Origin of the sequence: Streptomyces thermolilacinus SPC6 (assembly GCF_000478605.2) — a bacterium.
In the GTDB taxonomy this organism is placed as follows: domain Bacteria; phylum Actinomycetota; class Actinomycetes; order Streptomycetales; family Streptomycetaceae; genus Streptomyces; species Streptomyces thermolilacinus.
This window is the reverse complement of record NZ_ASHX02000001.1, coordinates 4,980,795-5,005,796: the sequence shown is the minus strand read 5'-3', so window position 1 is coordinate 5,005,796 and position 25,002 is coordinate 4,980,795. Positions and strand designations below refer to the sequence as shown.

Here is a 25,002-nt window from a genome sequence, read left to right as displayed (position 1 = left end):
ACACCCTCGATGGTATCCGGAGGTGGGGACATCGTCCGCATCCGGTTGACGACCCGGCTCTGACCTGGGCCTTCAGGGGACGAGCGCGGAGCCGAAGGGCAGGTTCCGCACGATGACGAAGACGGCCCAGACCCCGCCGAGCACCCAGAGCGTCAACGGGCGGGGATTGAGCCGTACGGGCAGCCCGCGCACCGCCCTGACCAGCCAATACACCAAGAACACGGCGAAGGCGGCGTATCCGGCGACCGCCATGGCGTTGGCGCCGAGCGCGGCCGGGAGGTCGCCGTGGACGAAGGCGTGGGCGCTGCGCAGTCCGCCGCAGCCCGGGCAGTACAGGCCCGTGTAGCGCAGCAGCGGGCAGGCGGGGTAGTGGCCGGGCTCGTTCGGATCGACGGCGCCGACGTACGCGAAGGCCGCGGCGACACCGGCGAGGGTGCCCAGCGGCGCGAGGAGCCGCCGGTGAAGCGGAAGCGGCGGGGGCGGCGGCCCCGGGGGCGCGTACGGCGCGCGGGCGGCGTGCCCGGGAGGCACGGCGTGCGCCGGGTGCGTGGCCTCGGCGGCGGGCGCGGCATGCGCCGGGTGCGCCGGGTGCGCGGCGTCGCCGAGGGGCTCGGGGTGTGCGGGGGGCGGTGTCGTGGTGTCCACCCGCCGATTGTCACCGCTCATACGGAAAGGCGCAGCCCGGCAGGACCGGACCGCGCCTCGTGTCTGACCGGGGGTCAGCGCCGTACGGGCGTCAGGAGGTGGCCTGCGCGCGGCCCGCGGCGGCACGTGCCTCGTGCTGCTCACGCGACTCCTTCGGCTGGCCCATGCCCGCCGCCTTCATCGCGGCACCGACGACACCGCCGAGGACGACGACGGCCATTCCGGCCCAGAAGCCGAGCGGGTTGGCCGCCACCATGAAGACACCGGCGACGCAGAAGCCGATGAAGGAGATGGTGACACCGGTCCAGGCGGCCGGGGTGTGTCCGTGGGCGCTGCCCGCCATGAGTTGCTCCTCGTTGAATGTTGCTCTGTGGTGAGGCCCCGCCGAGTGCGGACGCTCACGGTCATTGTCCCGTACGCGCGCGTGCCGGGTGATCCGGGGGTGCGCCGCGCGCGTCGGAAGGTCCCGGTCAGGTGCCGTCCGTGGGGTCCTCGCCCCGGTCCAGGGCCTTCCACAGCTCCTCGGGCCGGTCGGGGTCGTGGGCGCGGCGGGCGGTACGCGCGCGGGGACCGCCGTCGCGTTCGTACCGGCCGGACATGGCGGGCCAGGTGTTGCCGTACCGCAGGGCGAGGAGCCCGGCGGCGAGGATCAGCAGGGCGGCGGCGGCCGTCACGTACGGCCAGGCCGTCTGGGTGAGGCCGACGGCGCGCGCGGCCGTGTCGCCGGTGGTGAGCGCGGCCCGCGCGTCGAGGGCGGCGCTGTCGTGGGCGCCGATGAGCGCGGCGGCGGCGGCCCCGGCGCCGCTGAGCGCGAGCAGCAGGGCGACGACCCGTCGGCCGGGGCCCCGGGCGGCGAGAACGGCGACGAGGGCGGCGAGGGCGACGACCGCCAGGCCCGTGGGGGCGCCGGTGACGTCACCGCCCGCGGCCTCCAGCGTGACCGTGCCGCCGACGCCGGTGACGCGGCCCTCGGTCCAGGTGCGGCCGGAGGCGAGCAGGACGACGGCGGCTCCGAGCGCGCCGAGGAGCAGGGCCGCGGCGAGGCTGCGGCGGCCGCTCCGGGCGGTCACCGCCTCGCCCTGGCCGGTGGCGCGGGGCTGGGGTACGGATGCGGCACTCACGTACCCCACTATCCCCCATGCGTCTCAGACGCGGTTCATCCGGTTGGCGGTGTGGACGGCGCGGAGCACCGCCGCCGCCTTGTTGCGGCACTCGGTGTCCTCGGCGACCGGGTCGGAGTCCGCGACGACTCCGGCGCCCGCCTGGACGTACGCCGTGCCGTCGCGCAGCAGGGCCGTGCGGATGGCGATGGCCGTGTCCGAGTCGCCCGCGAAGTCCAGGTAGCCGACGGCGCCGCCGTACAGGCCGCGGCGGCTGGGCTCCAGCTCCTCGATGATCTGCATGGCGCGCGGCTTGGGCGCCCCGGAGAGCGTCCCGGCGGGGAAGCAGGCGGTCAGCACGTCGAAGGCGGTACGGCCCCGGGCGACCCGGCCGGTCACCGTGGACACGATGTGCATGACGTGCGAGTAGCGCTCGATGGACATGAAGTCGACCACCTCGACGGATCCCGGCTCGCAGACCCGGCCCAGGTCGTTGCGGCCGAGGTCCACCAGCATGAGGTGCTCGGCGCGCTCCTTGGGGTCGGCGATCAGCTCGTCGGCGAGGGCCTGGTCCTCCTGCGGGGTGGCGCCGCGCGGGCGGGTCCCGGCGATGGGGTGCACCATGGCGTGCCCGGCCTCGACCTTGACCAGCGCCTCCGGGCTGGAGCCGACGACGTCGAACCCGTCGAGGCGGAGCAGGTACATGTACGGGGACGGGTTGGTGGCGCGCAGGACCCGGTAGACGTCCAGGGCGCTGGCCGTGCAGGGGGTCTCGAAGCGCTGCGAGGGGACGACCTGGAAGGCCTCGCCCGCGCGGATTCGCTCCTTGATGTCCTCGACGGCCTCCTGGTACGCCTGGCCGCCCCAGCGGGCGGTGTACTCGGGCAGCTCGGACGGCGGCAGGACGGCGGGCCCGGAGTCGGCGGGCCCGGCGAGGTCGGCCTGCATCGCGTCGAGGCGGGCGACGGCGTCCGCGTACGCCTCGTCCACGCCCGTGTCGAGGTCGTTGTGGTTGATGGCGTTGGCGATCAGCAGGACCGTGCCGTCCCAGTGGTCGAGGACGGCCAGGTCGGAGGTGAGCAGCATGGTCAGCTCGGGCAGGCCCAGCTCGTCCGCACCGTGGTCGCCGATGCGCTCCAGGCGGCGCACGATGTCGTAGCCGAGGTAGCCGACCATGCCGCCGGTGAAGGGCGGCATCCCGGAGGCGAGGTCTCTTGGGGTGTGCAGGGCCTCCACGGTGGCGCGGAGGGCCTCCAGGGGGTCGCCGTCGGTGGGGACGCCGACGGGCGGCGTGCCCAGCCAGTGCGCCTGCCCGTCCCGTACGGTCAGGGTGGCGGCGCTGCGGACGCCGATGAAGGAGTACCGGGACCAGGAGCGTCCGTTCTCGGCGGACTCCAGGAGGAAGGTGCCGGGACGTTCGGCGGCCAGCTTCCGGTAGAGGCCCACGGGGGTGTCGCCGTCCGCGAGGAGGCGGCGGCTCACGGGGATCACTCGGCGGTCGGCCGCCAGCTTGCGGAAGGTGTCGAGGTCCATGGCGCCCGACCCTACTCGCCGAGGGGCAGCACGTCGGCGTCGAAGCAGGTGCGGGCGCCGGTGTGGCAGGCGGCGCCGACCTGGTCCACCTTGACGAGCAGCGTGTCGGCGTCGCAGTCGAGGGCGACGGACTTGACGTGCTGGACGTGCCCGGAGGTGTCGCCCTTGACCCAGTACTCGCGGCGGCTGCGCGACCAGTAGGTGCAGCGGCCGGTGGTGAGGGTGCGGTGCAGGGCCTCGTCGTCCATCCAGCCGAGCATCAGCACCTCGCCGGTGTCGTACTGCTGGGCGATGGCCGGGACCAGCCCGTCGGGGCTGCGCTTGAGACGGGCGGCGATGGCCGGGTCGAGGTTGCTGCTCATGACGCCATTGTGCCGCGCGGCGCGGGGAGCTCAGGGCCGTGTCCACTGGGCGGACCGGCGCGGGCCCCCGTACGCTGGCGGGCATGTCCACCCATGCCAAGCGTGAACGACTGCTCCTGGCCGATCTGTTGGAGGCGGCGGGCCCCGAGGCGCCGACCCTCTGCGACGGCTGGACCACCCGCGACCTTGCCGCCCACCTGGTGGTGCGGGAGCGCAGGCCCGACGCGGCGGCGGGCGTGCTGCTGGGGCCGCTGCGGGACCGGCTGGAGCGGGTCCAGGCGGAATTCGCGGCGAAGCCGTACGAGGAGCTGGTGCAGCTGATCCGGTCGGGGCCGCCGAGGATGTCGCCGTTCTCGCTGAAGCAGGTGGACGAGGGGGCGAACACGGTCGAGTTCTACGTCCACGCCGAGGACGTGCGGCGGGCGCAGGCGGACTGGACGCCGCGCGAGCCGGACCCGGTGTTCGCGGACGCGCTGTGGTCGCGGCTGGAGAAGCTGGCCCGGCTGGTGGGCCGCCGCTCCCCCGTCGGCCTGGTCGTACGGCGCCCGGACGGGCGGACGGCCGTGGCGCGCCGGGGCACGCCGGTGGTGACGGTGACCGGGGAGCCCGGTGAGCTGACGCTGTTCCTGTACGGGCGGCAGGGGGCCGCCCGGGTGGAGCTGGACGGCGACAAGGAGGCGGTCGCCCGCGTCCTCGCGGCGGGGCTGGGAGTCTGAGCCCGTGATCAGGATCGCGATGACCAATGTGTACGTGGACGACGAGGAGAAGGCGCACGCCTTCTACACGGACGTCCTGGGCTTCGAGACCCGTACCCACATCGATCTGGGCGGGGCGCTGTTCATCACGGTGGGCGCGCCGGGCCAGGACGTGGAGCTGCTGCTGGAGCCGGGCGACAGCCCGATCGCCCGCCAGTACACGAAGGCGCTGCGGGAGGCGGGGCTGCCGTGCGTCGTCTTCGGCGTGGACGACCTGCGGGCGGAGTACGAGCGGCTGCGCGGGCGGGGCGTGGTCTTCACGCAGGAGCCCGAGGAGCAGGGGCCCGTGCTGACGGCCGTCCTGGACGACACGGTGGGCAACCTGATCCAGCTGGCCCAGCCGCTGGGCTGACGGCCGCGCCCGCCACTCGTACGGCCGCGAAGGAGCGGGTACGGGCGGCGGGCGGGCCGGTGGCTCGCGTCCCCGGCGGCCCGGCGCCCGCGGTTCCCGGGGCCCTCGCGGCTCGGCGCACGGGGCCCGGCCGCTCAGGCGCACGGGCCCCGCGGCTCAGCGGACGGGGTGGCCGGCCTCGCGGAGGGTGGCCTTGACCTCGCCGATCCGCAGGTCGCCGAAGTGGAACACGGAGGCGGCCAGCACCGCGTCCGCGCCCGCGTCGATCGCGGGCGGGAAGTGGTCCAGCTTGCCCGCGCCGCCGGAGGCGATCACGGGGACGGAGACGTGCGCGCGCACCGCCGCGATCATCGTCGTGTCGTAGCCGTCCTTGGTGCCGTCGGCGTCCATGGAGTTCAGCAGGATCTCCCCCGCGCCCAGCTCCGCGGCCCGGTGCGCCCACTCGACGGCGTCGATCCCGGTGCCCCGGCGCCCGCCGTGCGTGGTGACCTCGAACCCGGAGGGGGTGCTGGTGCCCTCCGGGCAGCGCCGGGCGTCCACGGACAGCACGAGGACCTGGCTGCCGAACCGCTCGGCGATCTCCCGGATCAGCTCGGGCCTGGCGATCGCCGCCGTGTTGACGCCGACCTTGTCCGCGCCCGCGCGCAGCAGCCGGTCCACGTCCTCGGCGCTGCGGACGCCGCCGCCGACGGTGAGCGGGATGAACACCTGCTCGGCGGTGCGCCGCACCACGTCGTAGGTGGTCTCCCGGTCGCCGGACGACGCGGTGATGTCGAGGAACGTCAGCTCGTCGGCGCCCTCCGCGTCGTACAGCTTGGCCATCTCGACGGGGTCGCCCGCGTCGCGCAGGTTCTGGAAGTTGACGCCCTTGACGACGCGGCCGTTGTCCACGTCCAGGCAGGGGATGACACGTACCGCGAGGCTCATGACGCGGCACCTCCGTTCACGCGGTACGCCTCGACCTCGACCTCCACGACGAGCCGGGAGTCCACGAGGCCGGAGACGATGAGCATCGACGCGGCGGGGCGGACGGCGTCGAACAGCTCCTTGTGGGCGCGGCCGACCTCCTCCACGTCCCGCGCGTGGGTGATGTACATACGGGTGCGGACCACGTCCGCGGGGCCGAGGCCGAGCTGCCCGAGCGCGTCGAACGCCACGTTGAAGGCGTTGACGGTCTGCTCGTACGGCCCTCCGTCCACGACGGCGCCGTCCACGACGGACGTGCAGCCGGAGACGAGGACCAGGCCGCCGGGCAGCTCCACCGCGCGGGAGTAGCCGAACTGCTCCTCCCAGGGCGCGCCCGTGACGACCTTGCGTACGGTGCCGGTCATCCGGCCACCGCCGCGAGGGCCTCCTCGAGGGTGAAGGCCTTGGCGTACAGGGCCTTGCCGACGATGGCGCCCTCGACGCCCAGCGGGACCAGCTCGGCGATGGCCCGCAGGTCGGCCAGGGAGGACACGCCGCCGGAGGCGACCACCGGGCGGTCGGTGACGGCGCACACGTTCCTCAGCAGCTCCAGGTTGGGGCCCTGGAGGGTGCCGTCCTTGGCGATGTCGGTGACGACGTACCGGGCGCAGCCCTCCTTGTTGAGGCGCTCCAGCGTCTCGTACAGGTCGCCGCCGTCGCGGGTCCAGCCGCGGCCGCGCAGGGTGGTGCCGCGCACGTCGAGGCCGACGGCGATCTTGTCGCCGTGCTCGGCGATGACCTTGGCGACCCACTCGGGGGTCTCCAGGGCGGCGGTGCCGAGGTTGACGCGGGTGCAGCCGGTGGCGAGGGCGGCCGCGAGGGAGGCGTCGTCGCGGATGCCGCCGGACAGCTCGACCTTGATGTCCATGGCGCCGGTGACCTCGGCGATCAGTTCACGGTTGTCGCCGGTGCCGAACGCGGCGTCGAGGTCCACGAGGTGGAGCCACTCGGCGCCCGCGCGCTGCCAGGCCAGGGCCGCCTCCAGCGGGGAGCCGTAGGACGTCTCCGTGCCGGACTCGCCATGGACGAGGCGGACGGCCTGGCCGTCCCTGACGTCGACGGCGGGGAGGAGTTCGAGCGTGGTCATCTCAGGGGTCCTGGCCTCTCAGCGGGATGGGGAGGAGGGCGGTCAGAAGGTCTTGAGCCAGTTGGTCAGCAGCTGGGCCCCGGCGTCGCCGGACTTCTCCGGGTGGAACTGGGTCGCCCACAGGGCGCCGTTCTCGACGGCGGCGACGAACCGCTCGCCGTGCGTGGACCAGGTGACCTTGGGGGCGCGCAGCGCGGGGTTGGCGGTCTCGAAGGACCAGTCGGTGACGGCGTACGAGTGGACGAAGTAGAACCGCTCGTCCGGGTCGGTCCCGGCGAACAGCTCGCTGTCCTCGGGCGCCTCGACCGTGTTCCAGCCCATGTGGGGGATGACGGGTGCCTTCAGCGGGCCGACCGTGCCGGGCCACTCGTCCAGACCCTCGGTCTCGACACCGTGCTCGACGCCCCGCTCGAACAGGATCTGCATGCCGACGCAGATGCCCATGACGGGGCGCCCGCCGGACAGCCGGCGGCCGACGATCCAGTCGCCGCGGGCGGCCTTCAGACCGGCCATGCAGGCGGAGAAGGCGCCGACGCCGGGGACGAGGAGCCCGTCGGCGTTCATGGCCTTGTCGTAGTCGCCGGTGATCTCGACGTCGGCGCCCACGCGCGCGAGGGCGCGTTCGGCTGAGCGGACGTTGCCGAAGCCGTAGTCGAGGACGACGACCTTCTTCGTGGTGTTCATGAGGGTCATTCCCAGATTCCCTGAATCCTCAGGACGCCGGCGAGGAGGCACATCCCGGAGGCGACGGCCAGCAGGACGATGACGCCCTTGGGCATCTTCTGCCGGGTGAAGGAGTACACGCCGCCGGCCAGGAACAGGCCGACGACGATCAGGACGGTCGAAAGCCCGGTCACAGGGCACCCTTCGTGGACGGCAGGATGCCCGCGGCGCGCGGGTCGCGTTCCGAGGCGTAGCGCAGTGCGCGGGCGAGGGCCTTGAACTGGCACTCCACGATGTGGTGGGCGTTGCGCCCGTACGGGACGTGGACGTGCAGCGCGATCTGGGCCTGCGCGACGAACGACTCCAGGATGTGCCGGGTCATCGTCGTGTCGTACGCGCCGATCATCGGCGCCATGTTCTCCGGCTCGGTGTGCACCAGGTACGGGCGGCCGGAGAGGTCGACGGTGACCTGGGCGAGGGACTCGTCGAGCGGGACCGTGCAGTTGCCGAACCGGTAGATGCCGACCTTGTCGCCGAGGGCCTGCTTGAAGGCGGCGCCCAGCGCGAGGGCGGTGTCCTCGATCGTGTGGTGCGAGTCGATGTGCAGGTCGCCGTCGGTCTTGACCGTGAGGTCGAACAGCCCGTGGCGGCCGAGCTGGTCGAGCATGTGGTCGTAGAAGCCGACGCCGGTGGAGACGTCGACCTTCCCGGTGCCGTCGAGGTCGATCTCGACGACGACGGACGTTTCCTTGGTGGTGCGCTCGACCCGTCCTACGCGGCTCATGAGCTCTGCTCCTTCCGAATGGCGCGAACCGCGTCCAGGAACGCGTCGTTCTCCTGTGGGGTGCCCGCGGTGACCCGCAGCCGGCCCGGTACGCCGTTGTCGCGGACCAGGACGCCGTGGTCGAGGATGGCGCGCCACATGGCGTGGGCGTCCTCGAAGTGTCCGAACTGGACGAAGTTGGCGTCGGAGTCGGTGACCTCGTAGCCGATGGCGCGCAGCTCGGTGACGAGCCGGTCCCGTTCGGCCTTGAGGTGTTCGACGTACCCCAGCAGCGTATCGGTGTGTTCGAGCGCGGCGAGCGCGGTGGCCTGGGTGACGGCGGACAGGTGGTACGGGAGGCGGACCAGCTGGACGGCGTCCACGACGGCCGGGTGGGCGGCGAGGTAGCCGAGGCGGAGCCCCGCGGCGCCGAACGCCTTGGACATGGTGCGGGAGACCACCAGGTGCGGGCGGCCCTCGATGAGGGAGAGCAGCGACGGGCGGTGGCTGAACTCGACGTACGCCTCGTCCACGACGACCAGGGACGGCTTGGCGGCCTGGGCGGCGTCGTGGACGGCGAGGACCGTCTCGGCGTCGACGGCGGTGCCGGTGGGGTTGTTGGGGGAGGTGATGAACACCACGTCGGGGCGGTGCTCGGCGATGGCCCGCGTGGCGGCCTCGACGTCGAGGCCGAAGTCGTCGCGGCGGGGGCCGGAGATCCAGCCGGTGCCCGTGCCCCGGGAGATCAGCCCGTGCATGGAGTACGACGGCTCGAAGCCGAGCGCGGTCCTGCCGGGGCCGCCGAAGGTCTGGAGCAGCTGCTGGAGGACCTCGTTGGAGCCGTTGGCCGCCCAGACCTGCGCCGGGCCGACCTCGTACCCGGTGGTGCGGGTGAGGTAGCGGGCCAGCTCGGTGCGCAGCTCGACGGCGTCCCGGTCGGGGTAGCGGTTGAGGTGCCGGGCGGCTTCCCGGACGCGCTCGGCGATGCGCTCGACGAGCGGCTCGGGCAGCGGGTACGGGTTCTCGTTGGTGTTGAGGCGTACGGGGACGTCGAGCTGTGGCGCGCCGTAGGGCGACTTGCCGCGCAGCTCGTCGCGGATGGGCAGGTCGTCGATGCGGACGTCGGTCACCGCTGCGGCACCTTCCAGTCGAAGCGGGCCTTCATCGCCGCACCGTGCGCCGGGAGGTCCTCGGCCTCGGCGAGGGTGACGACGTGGTGGGTGACCTCCGCGAGCGCTTCGCGCGTGTAGTCCACGATGTGGATGCCGCGCAGGAAGGACTGGACGGACAGGCCCGAGGAGTGGCAGGCACAGCCTCCGGTGGGCAGGACGTGGTTGGAGCCCGCGCAGTAGTCGCCGAGGGAGACCGGGGACCAGGGGCCGACGAAGACCGCCCCGGCGTTGCGGACGCGCTGGGCGACGGCGGCGGCGTCGGCGGTCTGGATCTCCAGGTGCTCGGCGCCGTACGCGTCCACCACGCGCAGGCCCTCCTCGACGCCGTCCACCAGGACGATCGCGGACTGCTTGCCGCGCAGGGCGGGCAGGATGCGGTCGTCCACGTGCTTGGTCGCGGCGATCTGCGGCTCCAGCTCGCGCTCGACGGCGTCGGCCAGCTCGACGGAGTCGGTGACGAGGACGGCGGCGGCGAGCGGGTCGTGCTCGGCCTGGCTGATCAGGTCGGCGGCGACGTGCACCGGGTCGGCGGTGGCGTCGGCGAGGACGGCGATCTCGGTGGGCCCGGCTTCCGTGTCGATGCCGATGCGGCCGGTGAAGTACCGCTTGGCGGCGGCGACCCAGATGTTGCCGGGGCCGGTGACCATGTTGGCGGGGGCGCAGGACTGGGTGCCGTACGCGAACATGGCGACGGCCTGGGCGCCGCCGACGGCGTACACCTCCTCCACGCCGAGGAGCGCGCAGGCGGCGAGGATCGTCGGGTGCGGCAGGCCCCCGAACTCCTTCTGCGGCGGGGAGGCGAGCGCGATGGACTCGACCCCGGCCTCCTGCGCCGGTACGGCGTTCATGATCACGGAAGAGGGGTAGACGGAGCGGCCGCCCGGCGCGTACAGGCCGACGCGCTCGACGGGGACCCACTTCTCCGTGACCGTGCCGCCGGGGACGACCTGGGTCGTGTGCGTCGTACGGCGCTGCTCGCGGTGGACGATCCGGGCGCGCCGGATGGACTCCTCCAGGCCGGCGCGGACGGCCGGGTCCAGCTCGTCCAGGGCGCGGGTCAGCGCACTGGCCGGAACCCGCACCTGGTCGAGGGTGACGCCGTCGAACCGCTCGGCGAACTCGATCAGCGCCGCGTCGCCCCGATGATGCACGGCCTCGCAGATGGGCCGCACCTTCTCCAGGGCGGCTTCCACGTCGAACTCGGCACGGGGCAGCAGGTCGCGCAGGGCGCCGCCGGTCGGCAGGGCGTCGCCTCGCAGATCGATTCGTGAGATCACAGGTCAATTCTCGCAGACGGGCCGACGGCTCCGGCCGTCCGTATCACTGGCTGATACACGCCACACCACCCTCTGGATGTCACACCTGACCGTTAGCGTTCAGTCCGTCACTCAGCGGGAAGAACAGCCGTACGACCAGGGGAAGCGAGGGGGGCGGCAGTGACCGAGCCGCACGACGACCGCGACGGCCTCCAGGGCGACGACCTTCACGACGACATGCCCGGTGATCTCAGCCCGGCCGAGCTGGGGATGTGGCAGGCGTTCCGGATCGGCGCCTGGTACGACCTGCGGTCGGGCCATCCGGTGCTGGACGACCCGTTCGCGCCGCGGGCGTGGCCGCAGGAGCGGTGCGTCCGTGCGCGGGTGGTGGCGCGGCTGCTGCTGGACGGGCCGCCCGCGCTGGCCGGGCGCGTCTCGGCGCTGAAGCTGCGCGGCGCGCGGATCACGGGGCGGCTGGATCTGGCGGGCGGCACGGTCGCGCCGTACGTGGAGCTGCAGGGGTGCGTGTTCGACGACGAGGTGGTGCTGCCGGAGTCCCGGTTCACGACGCTGCGGTTGGTCGGCTGCGCGATACCCCGCCTGGAGGCGGCCCGGCTGCACACGGAGGGCGATCTGCACCTGCCGCGCTGCCGGGTGGAGCGGGGCGTGCGGCTGACGGACGCGCAGATCGGCACGGACCTGCTGATCAGCCAGATCCATGTGCAGCCGGACCGGCGCGGGCGGGCGATCGTCGCGGACGGCATGTCGGTGGCGCAGGACCTCCAGGCCGAGCTGATCGAGACGTACGGCGAGTTCAGCATGCGCGGCGCGAAGGTCGGGGTGTCGCTGAGCCTGCGCGGCAGCAGGCTGCGGGGCGCGGAGGGGCGGCGCGGGCTGAACGCCCCGCAGCTGAGCGTGGAGCGGACGCTGTATCTGACGAGCGCGTGGGTGAGCGACTCGGTGGGCGGCACGGCCGACCACCTGGGCGCGACGCCGCCGTACGGGCTGGGCGATGTGAACACGCCGATGCGGGGCACGCGGATGCGGCCCTTCGAGTGCCGGGGCGGGGTGCGGCTGGACGACGGGCGGTTCGGGGACGCGGTCGATCTGCACCAGGCGCGGTTCGTGATGTCGTCGGCGCGCAAGGAGGAGCTGAGCCTGCGCAGGATCGTCACTCCGGAGCTGCGGTTCAACTGCGAGCGGCCGGAGGAGGGCCGGGTGGTGCTGAACGGCGCGAAGGTCGTCACGCTCGTGGACCAGGCGGCGAGCTGGCCGGGCCCGGGCGGCCTCGCGATCAGCGGGTTCGTCTACGAGAACCTGGTGCCGTACGGGCACTTCCCGCTGGCGCGGCGGCTGGAGTGGGTGGCCGCGGCGACACCGGAGTACGCCCCGGAGCCGTACGAGCGGCTGGCGACCGTGCTGCGCGGCTGCGGTGAGGACGCCGACGCGCGGGAGGTGCTGCTGGCCAAGCAGCGGCGGCGCCGGGAGACGCTGCCGCTCGCCGCGAAGATGTGGGGCTTCCTCCAGGACTGGACGGTGGCGTACGGCTACCGGCCGGGGCGGGCAGCCGTGTGGATGGCCGTGCTGTGGGCGGCGGGGGCGCTGGCCTTCTCCTTCTACGAGCCGACACCCATCAAGAAGGACGAGTTCCCGCAGTGGGACGCGGTGCTGTACACGCTCGACCTGCTGCTACCGGTGATCAACCTGGGCCAGGAGGGGTACTGGCGGCTGTCCACGCCGTGGCAGTGGCTGTCGACGATGCTGATCCTCGTGGGGTGGATTCTGGCCACGGCGGTCGCGGCCGGCGCGTCGAGGCTGCTGCGGCGGAGCTGACGGCCGGGGCGGCCCGCGCGGCGGCCGGGCGGGGCGGCGCCGCGGGTGCGGGGTGTCCCCTTCCGTACCCGCGCCGCCGCTTTCTTTACCGCCTCTTGACGTTCGGCAGGACAACCTTCCCGCCGCTACCAAAGCTTCACAGACTGCTACTGGCGCCGCTCCGACCTGCGGTTTTCAATGGTCGGCACGATGTCTCTGCTCCGCGCCCTGCTGGGCAACGCGCGCACGGTCCGGCCAGGTCAGCCGCCCCGCGACGGGCTGCCGCCGGACGGCTCCGTGCTGCTGGACGCACCTGACGACAGGCTCGGCCCGGCGCTGGTCGCCGCCGCGCTGGGGGATCACATTCCGGCCGCCCGGCTGCTCGCCACGACCCGGCACGCCGCCGAGTGGGAGTACCGCGACCAGTACGCCGTGCGCCTCGCCGCGTTCGCCCACAGCCGGGAGGACTGGCTGACGGTGTGGCGGGCGGAGGCGCCCGACGACCCGGACGCGCTGCTCGTCGCCGCGCAGCTCGCCGTGGACCGCGCCTGGGCGTCGCCCGCCCGCGCCGAACTGCTGCGGGAGGTCGAGCCCGTGGTCCACGCGGCGGCGAAGGCCGCGCCGCTGGACCCGGTGCCGTGGCGGATCGCGCTGGACCACGCGCGGGGCGGCGAGGCGCCCGGCGCGCTGTTCGAGGCGCTGTGGGAGCAGGCGGTGCGCCGCTCCTCGCACCACCACGGTTGCCATGTGTCGGCGCTGGAGTACCTGTCGGCCCGCTGGTACGGCTCGCACCGGGAGTGCTTCGACTTCGCGGAGGCCGCCGCGTTCGACTCACTGCCGGGTTCGCTGGTGCGGGCGCTGCCGCTGCGGGCCGCGTACGCGCAGCTGGTGAGCGGCGGCGGGAACGGGGTGCCGGTGGCGCGGCTGGACGCGGCGGCGGACCTGGCGGTGGAGCTGTCGGCGCGCTACCCGGTGGGCGACCCCTGGCCGGCGGAGGTGCGCAACCTGCTGGCGTACGTCCTGATGGCACGGCAGCGGTGGGCGGCGGCGCTGGAGCAGTTCCGGCTCATCGGCGCGCGGGCCACGTCGCTCCCCTGGGCGGCCACGGCGGGCGAGGGCGGCGACCCGCTGGGACGGTTCCTGGAGGCCCGCGACCTGACACGCCGCGCGACGGTGCGCCGGGGGCGGTGAGGCGGCGCGGGCGTGGGGGGGGCCGAGGCGGCGGGGGCAGGGCGCCTGGCTGTCGGGGGGCGGTCCGTCGGGTGACGGGGCGCCCTGTGGCGGGACGCCGGGGGGCGCCCGGCCCTCGGGGAGCGGGGTGCGGGGCGGCCGGGAGGGGCACGGGCGGGCCCGGTGGGCGGACGGCCGGACGCGCGAGGGCGGGCGGCCATTAGGCTTGACCGCTGTGACCACCGCTCGCCTGCCCCTCTTTCCGCTGAACGCGGTGCTTTTCCCCGGCCTCGTGCTGCCGTTGAACGTCTTCGAGGAGCGGTACCGCGCCATGATGCGCGAACTGCTGAAGACGGACGAGTCGCAGCCGCGCCGCTTCGCCGTCGTCGCCATCCGCGACGGCCACGAGGTGGCGCCGACCGCGCCGGGACTGCCCGACCCGACGGCGCTTCCGGAGCGTGGTCCCGCCGCGGGCTTCGGCCCCGACCCCGCCAAGGCGTTCCACCGGGTGGGCTGCGTCGCCGACGCGGCGACCATCCGGGAGCGCCCGGACGGCACGTTCGAGGTCCTCGCGACCGGGACGACCCGGGTGGAGATCCTCTCGGTGGACGCGAGCGGCCCGTTCCTCACGGCCGAGGTGCGGGAGCTGGAGGAACGGCAGGGCGAGGGCGCCGGCGCGCTCGCCGAGGGGGTGCTGCGGGCGTTCCGCGCGTACCAGAAGCGGCTGGCGGGCGCGCGGGAGCGGACGCTGGCGACGGGCGCCGAGCTGCCCGACGAGCCGTCGGTCGTGTCGTACCTGGTGGCGGCCGCCGCCGTGCTGGACACGCCCGCGAAGCAGCGGCTGCTCCAGGCGCCCGACACGGCGACCCGGCTGCGCGAGGAACTGCGGCTGCTGCGGTCCGAGACGGCGGTGCTGCGCCACCTGCCGTCGCTGCCGGCGGCCGAGCTGACGCGGGCTCCGACGAGCCCGAACTGACGCGGGAGGGACAGCAAGTGGCGAAGAAGGCGAAGAAGCAGACGGGCGGCACGCCCGCGACGGTGGCACTGACCGCCGCGGGGACGCCGTTCACGGTGCACGAGTATGCGCACGACCCGGCGTCGCCCTCGTACGGCGAGGAGGCCGCGGAGGCGCTCGGCGTGTCCCCGGACCGGGTGTTCAAGACGCTCGTCGCCGACGTGGACGGCGCCCTGACGGTCGCGGTGGTGCCCGTCGCCGGTCAGCTCGACCTGAAGGCGCTGGCGGCGGCGGTCGGCGGGAAGCGCGCGACGATGGCCGACCCCGCGGCCGCCGAGCGGACGACCGGCTATGTGCGGGGCGGCATCTCACCGCTGGGGCAGCGCAAGAAGCTGCCGACGGTGCTGGACGCCTCGGCGTCGCGGCACGAGACGATCTGCGTGTCGGCGGGGCGTCGCGGCCTGGAGGTCGAGCTGGCCCCGGCGCACCTCGCGGAGCTGACCGGCGCCGTCCTCGCGCCCATCGGCCGGGCCTGACGCTTTACGTCCCGGGACCCGCCGTTCAGTCGCGCGGCGCGCCCCCGGGCGGGGGCGGCGGGCCGTACGGGCTCATGTCCCACTCCGGCTCGGGGTCGCGCGGGCCGAACAGCGCGGTGAGCGCGAGGTGCACGACCATCGCCGCGACCGGCCAGGCCAGCAGCGACCCGTACGCCTGGAGCTCCAGCGGCGCGTCGAACGTGACGCCCTCGCCGACCTCCCGCGCCCGGGCCACCACGTCGTGCGTCGGGCCCAGCAGCGTGCCGGTGCCCCAGCCGAGTACGGAGCCGAGCACCCCGCCCAGGGCGAGCCCGACCACGACGGCGACGCCGCCCCGCCGGTGGAACAGGAACACGGCCAGGGCGCTCACCGCGCCGAACGCCAGGCCGAGCAGGATGAACACGCCGTCCGCGCCCACCGCGTGCTCCGCCTCCGACTCCGTGAGCAGCACCGACCGGCCGTCCGACACGAGCGGGATGCGCGGCGCGAGCCACAGCCACAGCAGTCCGAGGACGTTCCCGGCGATCGCCACCGCGAGCAGCACCACGGCGCCCTGGCGCACCTCGGCCGCCGTGTCGTACGCGCTCTCCTCGCCCTTCGCGTACGGGTACGCGGGCGTGGGCGGCGGCCATGCGGAGGCTCCGCCCGGCGTGTCGCCGTTCGGAGGGGTGCTGGGGGCGGCGTCGTTCGGCACGTGCTCACTCGGGGGCTGATGGGACGGGGGAAGGGGTGCGGTCACGCTGTCATCGTGCCAGGCCGGGCCTGGCGCCGCCTCACCGGACGGCCGCGCGGCGGTACGCCCAGGTGGCCGCGGCCAGGGACGCGACCCCGACCGCCGCGCACACCGAGAGGTCCAGGGCCACGGCCGTCCAGTCCGGGTGCGCGTCGAAGGTGCGGGCCAGGGCCTCCACCCCGTACGTCGAGGGGAGCAGGTCCCGGGCCCAGCCGATCGGCCCGGGCAGCCGGTCGGCGGGCAGGACGCCCAGCAGCAGCGCCGCCGACATGCCGAGCTGGCCGAGCAGCGTGGCCAGCTCCTGGCGTGGGGCCAGCAGGCCGAGGGCCGCGCCGAGCCCGGCCAGGGCCGCGCCGGCGAGCGGGACGACCGCGGCGAGGACCCACAGGTGGGTGAGCGGCAGCTGGAAGAGGAGCGACCCGATGACGGCGGTGACGACCGTGCCGGGCGCCGTGAAGGAGGCGTACGCCCCGGCGGCGCCGAGCACCACGGCTGCGGGCGGCACGGGCAGCGTGGCGTAGTGGTCGAGGCCGCCGCTCGCACGGAGCTGCCCGAAGTACTGGGCGAGCAGGTTCAGCGCGACGAACGCCACGACGAGGACGGACGAACCGGCCACGACCGCGCGGGCCTCGGCGCCGCCGTCCACGACACCGCGCATCAGCACCATGATCCCGACGGACTGGAAGGTCGCGACGAACAGCAGCGGGATGCGGGCGACCCGGGCGCGGGAGAGCTGCGCCCGGTAGACGGCGGCGAGCGCCGGCAGCAGCCGCGCACGGGGCGCGAGGGGCGCGGCGGTCCGCTCGCCGCCCGCCCCGGCGGCGGCCGTCCGGGCGGTCCCCGTCGAGAGCGCCTCCACAGGCAGGGTGCTCACCGTTTCCCACTCCCGTTCTCAGCCCCGGCACCGTACCGGGCACCGCACGTCTCCGCCGCGTACGCCCGCGCCTCGCGGGCCGTCGTGCGCGCCGGTGTCCCGGGCCGCCGGGGCGGGCGCGGGGTCCCGCCGGGCCGGATGTCGTCGCGTCGCCGCGCGTTCATGACTTGACCAGTCCCTTCGCCTCGCCGCCGAGGGCGAGGTACACGTCCTCCAGGCTCGGCGTGGCGAGCGTGAAGTCGTCCAGCGCCGCGAACGCCTCGCCGCCCGTCACCGCCGCGACCGCCGCGCGCGCCTCGTCGGGCGCCAGGCGCAGCACCCAGCGGCGGCCCGCCTCGTGGGCCAGGGCCCGCAGCGCGGCCACCTCGGGCACGTCCAGCGGTGCCCGCTCCCGCCAGACGAGGTCGACGCGCACCTCCCCGGCCACGCGCTCCTTCAGCCCGGCCGGGGTGTCGCAGGCGATGACCCGGCCGCGCTCCAGTACGGCGACGCGGTCCAGGACGGTCTCCGCTTCTATCACGTTGTGGGTGACCAGCAGGACCGTCGCGCCGTGCTCGGCGCGGCGCCGGTCCACGGCGGCCCACACGGCGCGACGGGCCACCGGGTCCATGCCGGTGGTCGGCTCGTCCAGCACGAGCAGCGGCCGCTCGCCGACGAGGGCGGCGGCGAAGCACGCGAGGCGGCGCTGTCCGCCGGACAGCTTCTTCAGGGGCCGGGCGGCGAGATCGCCGATGCCCAGCTCGTCGAGGACGGCGTCACGTGCCGCGCGGGCGTCGCGCGCGGTCAGCCCGCGCAGCCGGCCGGTCGTCTCGGCGGCCAGCGCGACGGTCAGCTCGTCCAGCGCGGTGGACTCCTGGCCCAGGTAGCCGATGAGCCGCGCGGCGCGGTCGGGGTGCCGTACGAGGTCGTGGCCGAGCACCTCGACGCTGCCGGAGTCGGGTCGCATCAGGCCGGTGAGCTGCCGTACGAGGGTGGACTTGCCGGCGCCGTTGGGGCCGAGCAGCCCGAAGATCTCGCCGCCCCGCACCTCCAGGCTGACCCCGTCGGTGGCCCGTACCTCGGGTGTCGCGGGCCTGCCGCGCCCGCCGCGCGCGGCGGGGTACGTCTTCACCAAATCCCGCACCACGCACACCGTACTCACGAGGGATGAGCCTAAGGGGTCGCGGACCCCGGATCGCGCGCGGGGCGGTGCGGTGCGGCCCGTCGCCCGTGCCGCTACTCCCCCGCCGCCGCGTTCCCGGCCGCCGCGCGGACGTCGATCTCGCGCCAGAAACCGGCCCGGATCGCGTACCGGTCGTGCTCGTCGATCTGGTCGTCCTTGTGGGCGAGCAGGCCGAACCGTGCCGCGTACCGGAGGAGTTCGCCGTCGATGCGGTGCGGGATGCGCGGGTACATCGCGGAGAGCTTCTGGACGTGGCTCTGTTCGGGGAGCCGTTCCATCCAGCGCCGTGCGAACACCTGGCCGACCTCGAACGGGTCGCCGCCGACCGTGGTGATGTCCTCCTCGCGGTCGGCCCAGCGCTGCTCGGCGCTGGTGAGCTGGGCGAGGGTGGGGAGCGACGCGGTCTCGGGCGGTTCGCCGACCGCGCCGGGGCGGTCGATCCAGCCCCGGTCGGACGACCAGCGCAGGGTGGCGTTGGCGGGGCCCGCGGTCTGGGTGTTCTGGTGCGCGGCGGTGCGCAGCCCCGCGAGGTCCTTGGGGGTGGGGACGCCGCGCGCCGCGCCCGAGGGGGCGGTGCCCGTGCCGGTGCCGTTGGTGGGGGCCGGGGCGGTGGCGGTGGTGGCCGCGGCGGCCGGGGCACTGGTGGTGTCCGCCGCGTCGGTGAGCGCCGCGGGGGCCGTACCCGACGAGGAGCGTTCGGCGGCGGCGAGGGCGGCCTCGGGGAGCGGCGCGGCGAGGATGGCGGCGATCTCGGGGCGCGGCGCGGGGGGCGGGGCGCACGGCCCGGTGAGGTCCTTCGCCCGTACGGCGCGGGTGATCCACGCGCGGTCGAGGACGCGGCGCTCGTCGGCCTCGGCGACGAGGTCCTCGGACTGGTTGTAGTCGCCGTCGGCGGCCTGGACGGCCCACAGGTGGACGGCGACGCCGTGTTCCTTGGCGGACATCAGGCCCGGCAGGAGGTCGCCGTCGCCGGTGACGAGGACGATGTCGGAGCAGGCGCGGTTGCGGGCCAGCTCGGTCAGCTCGGCGTGCATGGCGGCGTCCACGCCCTTCTGCGCCCAGCGTCCGTCGCTGCGGGTCAGGGCGCCGAGCCGGACGGTCACACGGGGCATGACGCGCAGGCGCCGGTGCTCCGGCTGGGGGACGCGGTCGGGGGCGCCGTCGAACCAGTAGATGCGAAGCAGCGGCTGGGCCGTGTCGGCCTCGGCCCGCTCCCGCAGCCCCTGGATGAGGGCGGAGTGGTCAACGGTGATCCGGGAGCGGGCGGGCTCCCCGGCCAGCAGGCTGGCGGCGGCGCCGAGCAGATAGCCGGCGTCCACGAGCACGACGCAGCGGTCCACGTGTTCCACCCTCTTTCGGGAACCTCGGGATCGGAGTTGCTTCGGGTTTCTTCGAGTCTGCCCGACTGCCGGGTTCTTAACGGCCGGAGCACGATCATCGGCGTGGCGCCTCACCGTAGTGCCTTCGGCGTCTTCTGACTACGGCCTCCCACCATGATCCACGACTACCGTCCGCAATGATCCAAAATGCGCGGCACATACCGGTATGTGAGTCTGGTCGCGGTCCTGGCCCCCACATCCCACAGGAGGCATCACCATGGCCAAGAACAAGAAGACCGAACGCCAGCAGCGACAGGGCGAGCGCGGCGCCCAGCAGGCCCACGACACGTCGTTGGAGCGACAGGCGGAGCAGCGGGCGGCCCAGGTCACGCCCGCGGACGTCGCGCAGAAGGGCCGGCAGAAGAGGTTCGGCCACAACTGACGCGGCCGCCGTGTGACCGCGGTGGTCATACGGAAGGGGCGCGCCCGTGACGACGGGCGCGCCCCTTCCGCGTGCGGGCGTGCGCGGGGCCCGCGTACGGGCGCCGCGGGATCCGGGTCCGTGCGCGGGGCCCGGGGTGGTCCCACCGGTGTGTGCTGCCCCAGCCCGCCGGGCGGACGGATCGGCCCGCCAAGCAAACTGGTCAGCCCGCCGGTCAGGACGGGTCAGCCGGCCAGGCAGGACGGACCGAGGAGCACCTTCAGGTCGCCGTAGAGCGCCGGGTCGGGCTGGACGCGGTGCCGGTCGAGGCGGAGCACGGTGGTCTTGCGGGGGCCCTGGAGCTTGATCCGCACCTCCGTGTTGCCCTTGTGGTGGCTGAGGATCTCGCCGAGGCGGCTGACCATCGGCGGGGTCACCTTCACCGTGGGGATGGTGAGGACGACCGGCGCGTTGGTGCCCGCGGACGACAGGTCGGGGACCATCAGTTCCATGGCGACCAGCCGCGGCACGTCCTCGCGCTTGTCGAGGCGGCCCTTGACGAAGACGACCGTGTCCTCGACCAGCTGGGTGGAGACCAGCTGGTACGTGGCGGGGAAGAACATGCACTCGATGGAACCGGCCAGGTCCTCGACGGTGGCGATGGCCCAGGCGTTGCCCTGCTTGGTCATCTTCCTCTGGAGGCCGGAGATGATGCCGCCGATGGTGACGACCGCGCCGTCGGCGTGCTCGCCGCCGGTGAGCTGGGCGATCGCCGCGTCGGTCTTGTCGGACAGGACGTGCTCGATGCCGAACAGCGGGTGGTCGGAGACGTACAGGCCGAGCATCTCGCGCTCCTGGGCGAGCAGGTACGACTTCTCCCACTCGATGTCGGAGAACTCGACGTCCAGTCCGAAGCCCGGCTCGTCGGCGCCCTCCTCGCCCATGCCGCCGAAGAGGTCGAACTGCCCCTCGGCCTCCTTGCGCTTGACCGCGACCACGTTGTCGATCATCGACTCGTGGTGCGCGACGAGGCTCTTGCGGGTGTGCCCCATCTCGTCGAAGGCACCGGCCTTGATCAGCGACTCGATGGTGCGCTTGTTGCAGACGACGACCTCGACCTTGTCGAGGAAGTCGGGGAAGGAGGAGTACTTCCCCTTCGTCTTGCGGCACTTGATGATCGACTCGACGACGTTGGTGCCGACGTTCCGCACGGCGGAGAGGCCGAAGAGGATGACGTCGTCGCCCTGGGCCGCGAAGTTGGACTCCGACTCGTTGACGTTGGGCGGGAGGACCTTGATGCCCATGCGGCGGCACTCGTTGAGGTAGACCGCCGACTTGTCCTTGTCGTCCTTGACGGAGGTGAGGAGTGCCGCCATGTACTCGGCGGGGTGGTTGGCCTTGAGGTACGCCGTCCAGTAGGAGACGAGTCCGTACGCGGCGGAGTGGGCCTTGTTGAAGGCGTAACCGGCGAAGGGGACCAGCACGTCCCACAGCGCCTGGATGGCCTCGTCGCTGTAGCCGTTCTTCCGCGCGCCCGCCTGGAAGATCGTGAAGTTCTTCGCCAGCTCCTCGGGCTTCTTCTTGCCCATGACGCGGCGGAGGATGTCGGCTTCGCCGAGCGAGTACCCGGCGATGATCTGGGCGGCCTTCTGCACCTGCTCCTGGTAGACGATCAGGCCGTAGGTGACGTCCAGGACCTCGCGGAGCGGCTCCTCCAGCTCCGGGTGGATCGGCGTGATCTCCTGCTGGCCGTTCTTGCGGAGCGCGTAGTTCGTGTGCGAGTTCATGCCCATCGGGCCCGGCCGGTACAGGGCCGAGACGGCGGAGATGTCCTCGAAGTTGTCGGGCTTCATCAGCCGCAGCAGGGACCGCATGGGCCCGCCGTCGAACTGGAAGACGCCGAGCGTGTCACCGCGCTGGAGCAGCTCGAAGGTCGTCGGGTCGTCGAGCGGGAGGCTCAGGAGATCGATGTCGATCCCCTTGTTCGCCTTCACCATCTTGACGGCGTCGTCCATGATCGTGAGGTTGCGCAGGCCCAGGAAGTCCATCTTCAGCAGGCCGAGCGACTCACAGCTCGGGTAGTCCCACTGGGTGATGGTGACGCCGTCGGTGTGCCTCACCCAGACGGGGACGTGCTCCGTGATGGTCTCGCTGGACATGATCACGCCCGCGGCGTGCACGCCCATCTGCCGGACCAGGCCCTCCACGCCGCGCGCGGTGTCGATGACCTTCTTGACGTCCGGCTCGTTCTCGTACATCGCCCGGACCTCGCCCGCCTCGCTGTAGCGCGGGTGGGAGGGGTCGGTGATGCCGGAGAGCGGGATGCCCTTGCCGAGGACGTCGGCGGGCATGGCCTTGGTGATCCGGTCGCCCATCGCGTACGGGTAGCCCAGCACGCGCGCGGAGTCCTTGATCGCGTTCTTGGCCTTGATGGTGCCGTACGTGCCGATCATGGCGACCTTGTCGGCGCCGTACTTCTCCGTGACGTACCTGATCACCTCGACGCGCCTGCGCTCGTCGAAGTCGATGTCGACATCGGGCATGGAGACGCGCTCGGGGTTGAGGAACCGCTCGAAGATCAGACCGTGCGGGATGGGGTCGAGGTCGGTGATGCCCAGCGCGTACGCGACGATCGAGCCGGCCGCGGAGCCTCGGCCGGGGCCGACCGCGATGCCCTGGTTCTTCGCCCACATGATGAAGTCGGCGACGACGAGGAAGTACCCCGGGAACCCCATCTGGATGATGACGTCCATCTCGTACTCGACCTGCCGCTGGCGGTCCTCCGGGATGCCGCCGGGGAAGCGGCGGTGCATGCCGCGCTGGACCTCCTCGCGGAACCAGCTGACCTCCGTGTGCCCCTCGGGGATGTCGAACTTCGGCATGAGGTCGCGCTTCTCGAACATGCCGGTCAGGTCGACCATGTCGGCGATCAGCCGCGTGTTGGCGCACCCCTCCTGCCAGGCGTCCGAGGAGTCGATGGCGTACATCTCCTCCGTGGACTTCAGGTAGTAGCCCGTGCCGTCGAACTTGAAGCGGTCCGGGTCGGAGAGGTTCTTGCCGGTCTGGATGCACAGCAGCGCGTCGTGCGCGCCCGCCTCGTGCGCGTACGTGTAGTGCGAGTCGTTGGTGACCAGCGGCGGGATGCCGAGCTTCTTGCCGATCTCCAGCAGGCCGTCGCGGACCCGGCGCTCGATCTCGATGCCGTGGTCCATCAGCTCCAGGAAGTACCGCTCCTTGCCGAAGATGTCCTGGTACTCGGAGGCGGCCTTCAGGGCCTCGTCGAACTGGCCGAGGCGCAGCCGCGTCTGCACCTCGCCGGACGGGCAGCCGGTGGAGGCGACGAGCCCCTCCGACCACTGGGAGATCGTCTCCTTGTCCATGCGCGGCCACTTCTGGAGCCAGCCCTCGGCGTACGCGTCGGAGGAGAGGCGGAAGAGGTTGTGGAGGCCGGTGCTGTTGTACGCCCAGATCGTCTTGTGGGTGTAACCACCGGAGCCGGAGACGTCGTCGCGCTTCTGGTGCGGCTGGCCCCAGAGGACCTTGCGCTTGTTGCGCCGGGAGTCGGGCGCCACGTACGCCTCGATGCCGATGATCGGCGTGACGCCCGCCTTCCTGGCCGAGTGGAAGAAGTCGTACGCCCCGTGCAGGTTGCCGTGGTCGGACATGGCGATGTGCGTCATGCCCATCTCGTTGCACGCGTTGAACATGTCCTTGAGCCGCGCGGCACCGTCCAGCAGGGAGTACTGGGTGTGCACGTGGAGGTGCGTGAACGGCGGCTTCGACACGGTTGCGGCCTCCGGGGTCGGGAGCGTCGGAAGGGAAAGGGGACGACTCGGAAGTCTACGACCCCCCACTGACAGCCGGGGCCCGCCGCGAGGGGTGGCGGGCGGGGGCGCGCGGTCCACGGCGGCGCGCGGGGGCGCGGGCACTCGGGGGCGGCCCCGAGCGTTGGAGCGGTCGGAAGTCCCGTCCGTTTTGTCATGCACGCCACGCCGTGGTGTGCGCGCGTCAGGAGGCACCCCGCGATGCCGGTCCCGCAGCCCACCGCCCAGGATCGCGGCGAGCAGATCCTCGCCGTGTTCGACACCGCCTTCGGCGAGCTCCTGGCGGCAGACCCGGCGGCCTTCCGGGTCAAGTTCCGGAAGATGGCGCACTCCGCCTTCGCCTTCTACCGGGGCTCCGCCTGCCTCTTCTACGCCGACCTGGAAGGCGAGCAGCGGGAGGGCGGGCCGTACCTGGACGAGCGGACCGGCCGGGTCTGGGTCCACGGCGACCTGCACGCGGAGAACTTCGGCACGTACATGGACGCCAACGGCCGACTGGTGTTCAACGTCAACGACTTCGACGAGGCGTACGTCGGCCCCTTCACCTGGGACCTGAAGCGCCTGGTCGCCTCGCTGGCGCTCCTCGGGTACGCGAAGGCGCTGGGCGACGACCAGATCACCACGCTGGTGCGGCTCTGCGCGGCGGCGTACCGGGAGCGGATACACGCCCTCGCGGCCGGGGCCCGTGACGAGGAGGTGCCGCCGTTCACGCTGGACACGGCGGAGGGGGCGCTGCTGGGGGCGCTGCGGGAGGCCAGGTCGCTGACCCGGTTCGGGCTGCTGGCCACGATGACGGAGATCCGGGAGTTCGAGCGCCGCTTCTCGTCCGGGGGCGGCGCGGTCGACCTGGACGCGGCGACCCGGTACAAGGTGCTGGCCGCGTTCGACGGGTACCTGGAGACGCTGCCGCCCTCCAGCCTGGGCCGCCCGGACTCGTACCGGGTGAAGGACGTGGTGGGGCGGCGCGGGATCCGCATCGGGTCGGCCGGGCTCCCGTCGTACAACATCCTCCTGGAGGGCAACAGCGACGCCCTGGAGAACGACGTGGTGATCTACATGAAGCAGGCGCAGGTCCCGGCGGTCTCGCGGCACGTCACGGATTCGGCGGTGCGGGGGTACTTCCACCACGAGGGGCACCGCACGGTGATCTCGCAGCGGGCCCTCCAGGCGCACGCCGACCCGTGGCTGGGGTGGACGGAGCTGGACGGTGCGGGGCAACTGGTCGCGGAGGTCTCGCCGTACGCGGTGGACCTGGACTGGTCGGACATCGACGACCCGGAGGAGATGGCCGCGACGGTCGCGGACCTGGGGCGGGCGACGGCCACCATGCACGCGGCGGCGGACGACGAGAGCGGCCACTCGCTGGTGCCGTTCAACACGGAGCGGGCCATCGACGCGGCGATAGCCGCCGACGAGGAGGGGTTCACCGCGATGCTGGTGGACTTCGCGCACACGTACGGGGCGCGGGCGCGGGCGGACCACCAGATATTCGTGGACCTGTTCCGCAACGGCCGGATACCGGGGCTGCGCTGACCGCCGTTT

General features: G+C 73.2%; 26 protein-coding genes. 8 read left to right on the top strand and 18 right to left on the bottom strand.

Features of this window, described 5'->3' with window-relative positions:
- Positions 1–72: 72 nt before the first annotated feature.
- From J116_RS21650 to hisI, 5 genes are all read right to left on the bottom strand, one after another.
- Positions 73–531 carry a DUF2752 domain-containing protein gene (locus J116_RS21650; protein WP_028964375.1) on the bottom strand — a complete coding sequence of 153 codons (459 nt, stop codon included), beginning with the start codon at positions 529–531 and terminating at the stop codon, positions 73–75.
- Between the two features lie 205 nt (positions 532–736).
- Complete coding sequence (locus J116_RS21645) at positions 737–988, bottom strand: HGxxPAAW family protein (RefSeq protein WP_023589174.1); 252 nt, start codon at positions 986–988, stop codon at positions 737–739.
- 127 nt (positions 989–1,115) lie between these two features.
- Positions 1,116–1,775 (bottom strand): TIGR02234 family membrane protein, encoded by a 660-nt coding sequence (locus J116_RS21640; protein ID WP_023589173.1) that lies wholly within the window; start codon positions 1,773–1,775, stop codon positions 1,116–1,118.
- A gap of 15 nt (positions 1,776–1,790) precedes the next feature.
- Positions 1,791–3,278: an anthranilate synthase component I gene (locus J116_RS21635; RefSeq protein WP_023589172.1), complete on the bottom strand. Its 1,488-nt coding sequence runs from the start codon at positions 3,276–3,278 to the stop codon at positions 1,791–1,793.
- Positions 3,279–3,289: 11 nt separating this feature from the next.
- Positions 3,290–3,640 (bottom strand): phosphoribosyl-AMP cyclohydrolase, encoded by a 351-nt coding sequence (gene hisI, locus J116_RS21630; protein ID WP_023589171.1) that lies wholly within the window; start codon positions 3,638–3,640, stop codon positions 3,290–3,292.
- 83 nt (positions 3,641–3,723) lie between these two features.
- On the opposite strand from hisI, the gene J116_RS21625 reads away from it, so the two are divergent.
- Both J116_RS21625 and J116_RS21620 read left to right on the top strand, forming a co-directional pair.
- Positions 3,724–4,356: a TIGR03085 family metal-binding protein gene (locus J116_RS21625; RefSeq protein WP_023589170.1), complete on the top strand. Its 633-nt coding sequence runs from the start codon at positions 3,724–3,726 to the stop codon at positions 4,354–4,356.
- A gap of 4 nt (positions 4,357–4,360) precedes the next feature.
- Positions 4,361–4,747 carry a VOC family protein gene (locus J116_RS21620; RefSeq protein ID WP_023589169.1) on the top strand — a complete coding sequence of 129 codons (387 nt, stop codon included), beginning with the start codon at positions 4,361–4,363 and terminating at the stop codon, positions 4,745–4,747.
- Positions 4,748–4,903: 156 nt separating this feature from the next.
- Here J116_RS21620 and hisF read toward each other — a convergent pair whose 3' ends face one another.
- Genes hisF through hisD form a run of 8 tightly spaced genes read right to left on the bottom strand, consistent with a single transcriptional unit; the run spans position 4,904 to position 10,675 of the window.
- Positions 4,904–5,674 (bottom strand): imidazole glycerol phosphate synthase subunit HisF, encoded by a 771-nt coding sequence (gene hisF / locus J116_RS21615; RefSeq protein ID WP_023589168.1) that lies wholly within the window; start codon positions 5,672–5,674, stop codon positions 4,904–4,906.
- Positions 5,671–6,078, bottom strand: a complete 408-nt coding sequence (locus J116_RS21610; RefSeq protein ID WP_023589167.1) for a RidA family protein — start codon at positions 6,076–6,078, stop codon at positions 5,671–5,673. Before J116_RS21610 ends, hisF begins: the two co-directional genes overlap by 4 nt.
- Entirely contained in the window at positions 6,075–6,800 is a 726-nt protein-coding gene (gene priA, locus J116_RS21605) for a bifunctional 1-(5-phosphoribosyl)-5-((5-phosphoribosylamino)methylideneamino)imidazole-4-carboxamide isomerase/phosphoribosylanthranilate isomerase PriA (RefSeq protein ID WP_023589166.1), read from the bottom strand. Before priA ends, J116_RS21610 begins: the two co-directional genes overlap by 4 nt.
- A gap of 42 nt (positions 6,801–6,842) precedes the next feature.
- Positions 6,843–7,484, bottom strand: a complete 642-nt coding sequence (gene hisH / locus J116_RS21600) for an imidazole glycerol phosphate synthase subunit HisH (protein WP_028964374.1) — start codon at positions 7,482–7,484, stop codon at positions 6,843–6,845.
- Between the two features lie 5 nt (positions 7,485–7,489).
- Complete coding sequence (locus J116_RS30180; RefSeq protein ID WP_023589164.1) at positions 7,490–7,657, bottom strand: hypothetical protein; 168 nt, start codon at positions 7,655–7,657, stop codon at positions 7,490–7,492.
- Complete coding sequence (hisB, locus tag J116_RS21595) at positions 7,654–8,247, bottom strand: imidazoleglycerol-phosphate dehydratase HisB (protein ID WP_023589163.1); 594 nt, start codon at positions 8,245–8,247, stop codon at positions 7,654–7,656. Before hisB ends, J116_RS30180 begins: the two co-directional genes overlap by 4 nt.
- Positions 8,244–9,356 (bottom strand): histidinol-phosphate transaminase, encoded by a 1,113-nt coding sequence (locus J116_RS21590; protein WP_023589162.1) that lies wholly within the window; start codon positions 9,354–9,356, stop codon positions 8,244–8,246. The genes hisB and J116_RS21590 overlap by 4 nt, the downstream gene beginning before the upstream one ends.
- A complete protein-coding gene (gene hisD / locus J116_RS21585; RefSeq protein ID WP_023589161.1) occupies positions 9,353–10,675 on the bottom strand; it encodes a histidinol dehydrogenase in 1,323 nt (440 codons plus the stop codon). The genes J116_RS21590 and hisD overlap by 4 nt, the downstream gene beginning before the upstream one ends.
- Positions 10,676–10,834: 159 nt before the next feature.
- Here hisD and J116_RS21580 point away from each other — a divergent pair, with 159 nt between their 5' ends.
- The 4 genes from J116_RS21580 to ybaK all read left to right on the top strand — a co-directional run bounded on the left by J116_RS21580 (position 10,835) and on the right by ybaK (position 15,127).
- The gene (locus tag J116_RS21580; protein ID WP_023589160.1) at positions 10,835–12,487 is read left to right on the top strand and encodes a hypothetical protein; all 1,653 of its coding nucleotides are present in this window, start codon (positions 10,835–10,837) and stop codon (positions 12,485–12,487) included.
- A 177-nt stretch (positions 12,488–12,664) separates the two neighbouring features.
- Complete coding sequence (locus tag J116_RS21575) at positions 12,665–13,657, top strand: hypothetical protein (protein WP_023589159.1); 993 nt, start codon at positions 12,665–12,667, stop codon at positions 13,655–13,657.
- 214 nt (positions 13,658–13,871) lie between these two features.
- On the top strand, positions 13,872–14,612 hold the full coding sequence (locus tag J116_RS21570; RefSeq protein ID WP_023589158.1) for an LON peptidase substrate-binding domain-containing protein: 741 nt from the start codon (positions 13,872–13,874) through the stop codon (positions 14,610–14,612).
- A gap of 17 nt (positions 14,613–14,629) precedes the next feature.
- Positions 14,630–15,127: a Cys-tRNA(Pro) deacylase gene (gene ybaK / locus J116_RS21565; RefSeq protein WP_023589157.1), complete on the top strand. Its 498-nt coding sequence runs from the start codon at positions 14,630–14,632 to the stop codon at positions 15,125–15,127.
- Positions 15,128–15,152: 25 nt separating this feature from the next.
- Here ybaK and J116_RS21560 read toward each other — a convergent pair whose 3' ends face one another.
- From J116_RS21560 to J116_RS21545, 4 genes are all read right to left on the bottom strand, one after another.
- Positions 15,153–15,866 (bottom strand): DUF2567 domain-containing protein, encoded by a 714-nt coding sequence (locus tag J116_RS21560; protein ID WP_235617373.1) that lies wholly within the window; start codon positions 15,864–15,866, stop codon positions 15,153–15,155.
- Between the two features lie 34 nt (positions 15,867–15,900).
- Positions 15,901–16,734: an ABC transporter permease gene (locus J116_RS21555; RefSeq protein ID WP_028964372.1), complete on the bottom strand. Its 834-nt coding sequence runs from the start codon at positions 16,732–16,734 to the stop codon at positions 15,901–15,903.
- A 160-nt stretch (positions 16,735–16,894) separates the two neighbouring features.
- Positions 16,895–17,860, bottom strand: a complete 966-nt coding sequence (locus J116_RS21550) for an ABC transporter ATP-binding protein (RefSeq protein WP_023589154.1) — start codon at positions 17,858–17,860, stop codon at positions 16,895–16,897.
- Positions 17,861–17,949: 89 nt separating this feature from the next.
- Positions 17,950–19,245, bottom strand: a complete 1,296-nt coding sequence (locus J116_RS21545) for an NYN domain-containing protein (protein ID WP_037946860.1) — start codon at positions 19,243–19,245, stop codon at positions 17,950–17,952.
- A gap of 247 nt (positions 19,246–19,492) precedes the next feature.
- Here J116_RS21545 and J116_RS30175 point away from each other — a divergent pair, with 247 nt between their 5' ends.
- Positions 19,493–19,657, top strand: a complete 165-nt coding sequence (locus J116_RS30175) for a hypothetical protein (protein WP_099048185.1) — start codon at positions 19,493–19,495, stop codon at positions 19,655–19,657.
- A 224-nt stretch (positions 19,658–19,881) separates the two neighbouring features.
- Here J116_RS30175 and dnaE read toward each other — a convergent pair whose 3' ends face one another.
- On the bottom strand, positions 19,882–23,421 hold the full coding sequence (dnaE, locus tag J116_RS21540; RefSeq protein ID WP_023589152.1) for a DNA polymerase III subunit alpha: 3,540 nt from the start codon (positions 23,419–23,421) through the stop codon (positions 19,882–19,884).
- Positions 23,422–23,661: 240 nt separating this feature from the next.
- Here dnaE and J116_RS21535 point away from each other — a divergent pair, with 240 nt between their 5' ends.
- A complete protein-coding gene (locus tag J116_RS21535) occupies positions 23,662–24,993 on the top strand; it encodes a DUF2252 domain-containing protein (RefSeq protein WP_023589151.1) in 1,332 nt (443 codons plus the stop codon).
- Positions 24,994–25,002 lie beyond the last annotated feature (9 nt).

Excerpts from the sequence above, each read along its gene's own strand:
- hisB (WP_023589163.1), bottom strand. The coding sequence starts at position 8,247 with ATGAGCCGCGTAGGACGGGTCGAGCGCACCACCAAGGAAACGTCCGTC.
- hisF (WP_023589168.1), bottom strand. The coding sequence starts at position 5,674 with ATGAGCCTCGCGGTACGTGTCATCCCCTGCCTGGACGTGGACAACGGC.
- J116_RS21645 (WP_023589174.1), bottom strand. The coding sequence starts at position 988 with ATGGCGGGCAGCGCCCACGGACACACCCCGGCCGCCTGGACCGGTGTC.
- priA (WP_023589166.1), bottom strand. The coding sequence starts at position 6,800 with ATGACCACGCTCGAACTCCTCCCCGCCGTCGACGTCAGGGACGGCCAG.
- J116_RS21535 (WP_023589151.1), top strand. The coding sequence starts at position 23,662 with ATGCCGGTCCCGCAGCCCACCGCCCAGGATCGCGGCGAGCAGATCCTC.
- J116_RS21635 (WP_023589172.1), bottom strand. The coding sequence starts at position 3,278 with ATGGACCTCGACACCTTCCGCAAGCTGGCGGCCGACCGCCGAGTGATC.
- hisI (WP_023589171.1), bottom strand. The coding sequence starts at position 3,640 with ATGAGCAGCAACCTCGACCCGGCCATCGCCGCCCGTCTCAAGCGCAGC.
- J116_RS30175 (WP_099048185.1), top strand. The coding sequence starts at position 19,493 with ATGGCCAAGAACAAGAAGACCGAACGCCAGCAGCGACAGGGCGAGCGC.
- hisH (WP_028964374.1), bottom strand. The coding sequence starts at position 7,484 with ATGAACACCACGAAGAAGGTCGTCGTCCTCGACTACGGCTTCGGCAAC.
- J116_RS21610 (WP_023589167.1), bottom strand. The coding sequence starts at position 6,078 with ATGACCGGCACCGTACGCAAGGTCGTCACGGGCGCGCCCTGGGAGGAG.
- J116_RS21575 (WP_023589159.1), top strand. The coding sequence starts at position 12,665 with ATGGTCGGCACGATGTCTCTGCTCCGCGCCCTGCTGGGCAACGCGCGC.
- J116_RS21625 (WP_023589170.1), top strand. The coding sequence starts at position 3,724 with ATGTCCACCCATGCCAAGCGTGAACGACTGCTCCTGGCCGATCTGTTG.